This window comes from Pseudomonas sp. P4_C3 (assembly GCF_056402075.1).
Map to the genome: position 1 here is coordinate 1 of NZ_JBFUIC010000417.1, position 3,077 is coordinate 3,077.

Sequence of the window (3,077 nt, forward strand, 5' to 3'; positions counted from 1 at the left end):
ACCTTGAACAGGCCAATGCCATGCACCTGGCGGCCAAGGATGCGGGCGTGGTCACCCGTGTCGGCTACAACTACCAGCACAACCCGATCATCGGCCTGGCGCGGGAGTTGATTCAGAGCGGCAAACTCGGTGAGATCATCAGCTTTCAAGGTGAATTCAGCGAAGACTTCATGGCCGATCCAGCGTCCCCCTGGTCGTGGCGCTGTGAGGCCGAACATGCCGGTGGCGCGCTGGCGGACCTGGGCAGCCACTTGCTGGGCATGGCGCGCTATCTGCTCGGCAATGTCGAAGCGGTATGCGCCGATTCCCAGACCGTGCACCGCCAGCGCCCGGCCACAGCCGGTAGCCAGGAACAACGCACAATTGCCGTCGACGACCAGGCCCATGCGTTACTGCGTTTTGCCAGCGGCGCGCGTGGCACCTTCAGCAGCAGTTGGCTCAAGCACGGCTACAAGAATCACCTGAGTTTCGAGATCAGTGGCACCCAAGGGACCCTGTCATTCGATCAGGAGCGTTTGAATGAGTTACGCCTGTGCCGTGTCGGCCAGGACGGCTTCCAGCGTTTACTGGCCGGGCCGAACCTGCCCGGATATGCAGCGTTCAGTCCCGCGCCGGGGCATCAGTTGGGCTACAACGAGTTGAAGACGCTGGAAGTGCATGAGCTGATCATGGCCTTGGCCGGCCAAGGACAAGCCGGCACCGATTTCGAGCAAGCCTTGGAAGTGGAACGACTGGCGACGGCGATTCGATTGGCGGCACAGGAACAGCGCTGGGTCAACATCAACGAGGTTTGATCGCGGATAATGCCGCCAATAGGCGGTAACAAGTGCGCTCGCACCATGTGCCTTTTGGTCTCTACAACGCACCCTTAGTTGATCTGTATCGATGAATCGCCATCGATCGATTTATCAGGCTATAGCGCTGTACAACCAGGAATGACCTCAACCACGCCATCCAATGTACTGGCATCACTCTAAACAATTGCCCCATCCTTTTTGCTCGACCCCTTCAAGCCCGCCCATGCGGGTTTTTTCGCGTACTACTTACTGTAGGCGCGCCTCTTGGTGCTACGCTTTTCTTGTGCATGGAGGAAGCGCGATGCCAGAAGATCTTACCCCCGCCCCGCTCAATCCTTCCGACGAAGACTCTATTGCCTTCGGACATACTATCGATGAGGTTGCTGCCTGGATCGACCACCGCGGTTCTACGTGTGTGTCTGATCGCGTCAATATGCCAAAGTTACATACCTGGGTGTTCAACAAACCCCAACGCCTGCTTTCTAACAATCTAACGACTATCAATTTAACTCGCATGGAATGCGTAGTGCTTGACTTATTAACAAGCAGCGAGGAACGCGTTATCAGCAACGAGGACATCCTTATGAAGTTAAATAAGGACCCTTATAATTACAAAGGATTGCTCATGTGCCTCAGTAGACTGCAAGCGAAATTCAAGAAGTTTACTAAAGGCGACAACCTCCTCCGTTCAGTAAGAAGTCGCGGTTACTGCCTTATCCAAACAATAAATCCTGAATGAGTTTTAAGTCTCCGGTTCATGGATGTAATGCTGTTCAGTTAAGCGAATGTGGCCCTCTGTAGGAGCGAGCTTGCTCGCGATGGTCGTTAACGATAACGCGTATTTACTGGCTAAACGCGGCGCTCTTGAGTCCATCGCGAGCAAGCTCGCTCCTACAGCAGAACAGCAGGAGCCGACGGCGCAAGCCATCAGGCAGCGCAGGAAGCGATAGAAGGAAGCAACCAGCAGGACATTCACCAACGGCTGCTGATCTACCTGATCAATTCAGACTTCGATACAGCGGCGTGGATGCTTAGGAATCTCACGACACCTTACGAGACAAGCGAAAAGGTGTCGCGGGCATTAAAGGATAAGAGCTTGGCGGAGTTAAAGCGCGATCCCGCAAACCTACCGAGCGATACTCGGTGATTGTTTTGTCCAGAGGAGGTTTATGGCATCTGTTTCAAGCCTCAGGTTGTTACCGACCCTGAGCCAGAACAGTACGTCGTTAGGCGTCAATAGACTGAAAAAGATCCAGTGCCCCGAGCCATCGGCCTTTTCCTCTACGTCTGCAACGTACAACGCGACCTCGCTTTCGCTAAGTTCCAAGGCATCGGAGATTTCTCGCTGTGTCGGTTTTCTTACGCTGCTCATAGTGAAATCCATTTCTTGAACAAAGTGCTGAAAGCATAGCTGAACACCAAAACCTGGAATCTCCACCTGTCGCTTCAGGTCACGGAATGGCAGGAGACTGTGTCAACGCTCCTGATCACCCTCGCTACGGTGCCGGCCGAAGAGTCCGCCCGCATTGCGAGCATGTCGCGACCTGAAATCGCCGTTACGGAAAAGCAATCGTGACAGTTTGCAGCGGTTGCCAGGACGGGTATTGAAACCTGAAACTTCAATTAATGCGCAGGCATGGCGTCCAATGCCTGCGCATGAGCATCAATCATCACCTGAAGGGCGTTTGACACATGCGGATGCCCAACCCAGCGGTATGAAGCACTTCCAAGTAAGCCGGCTGCCGCGTTGTCCATCAGGCTTTTGACATCAAGCCCGCTGGCGATGGCCTCTCCAATAATTGCTACAAGGGCCTGCTCAAGTGCAATTTCGCGATCAGTGACCATTTCACCTCCTTGAACCGACTCCATGCCGGCCATAGAGATAAATAGCTCAAAAGAAATCAAAATGCCACTACCTCCGTCGCATTCAGTCACGGAGGGTGGCGCATGCAATGGAGGCGTCAGGGCACCGCTTTGGGTGGATGCCCAAGGCCTGCTCGGGGCGGTGCCCCCATGATCATCTTACTGATAGCAGCGCCGTTCTAGATGCTCTGGCACATCTACAAGGGGCCACGTCGCCAAGGGTTCACCCCGCCAGTCACCTCAGGGGGAGTGTGTGTAACGCAACTGGCGAGGCGAACGATTGAACGTTAGCTGAACGACTTGGATTGTCGCCTGCACCTTGTCTGAATTGGTGCCCACCCTGACCAGTTGCTGGCCATTCAGTAATCCATCTGAAACACACCAGGCCGGGCAAGCGGTCATGACTTTACCCAGCGC

Annotated in this window: 3 protein-coding genes; 2 read left to right on the forward strand and 1 reads right to left on the reverse strand. The window is 54.5% G+C overall.

What is annotated here, in order from left to right; all coding sequences use genetic code 11:
* Together AC1DVH_RS28690 and AC1DVH_RS28695 are read left to right on the forward strand one after the other, a co-directional pair.
* The coding region (locus AC1DVH_RS28690; RefSeq protein WP_477756624.1) for a Gfo/Idh/MocA family protein at positions 1 to 794 on the forward strand (794 nt) is incomplete at its 5' end.
* Positions 795 to 1,098: 304 nt separating this feature from the next.
* Positions 1,099 to 1,536, forward strand: coding sequence for a winged helix-turn-helix domain-containing protein (locus tag AC1DVH_RS28695; protein ID WP_477756625.1), 438 nt, complete (start codon positions 1,099 to 1,101; stop codon positions 1,534 to 1,536).
* A gap of 884 nt (positions 1,537 to 2,420) precedes the next feature.
* Here AC1DVH_RS28695 and AC1DVH_RS28700 read toward each other — a convergent pair.
* Positions 2,421 to 2,642, reverse strand: coding sequence for a hypothetical protein (locus tag AC1DVH_RS28700; RefSeq protein ID WP_477756626.1), 222 nt, complete (start codon positions 2,640 to 2,642; stop codon positions 2,421 to 2,423).
* Between the last annotated feature and the right edge of the window lie 435 nt (positions 2,643 to 3,077).

Excerpts from the sequence above, each read along its gene's own strand:
- AC1DVH_RS28700 (WP_477756626.1), bottom strand. The coding sequence starts at position 2,642 with ATGGTCACTGATCGCGAAATTGCACTTGAGCAGGCCCTTGTAGCAATT.
- AC1DVH_RS28695 (WP_477756625.1), top strand. The coding sequence starts at position 1,099 with ATGCCAGAAGATCTTACCCCCGCCCCGCTCAATCCTTCCGACGAAGAC.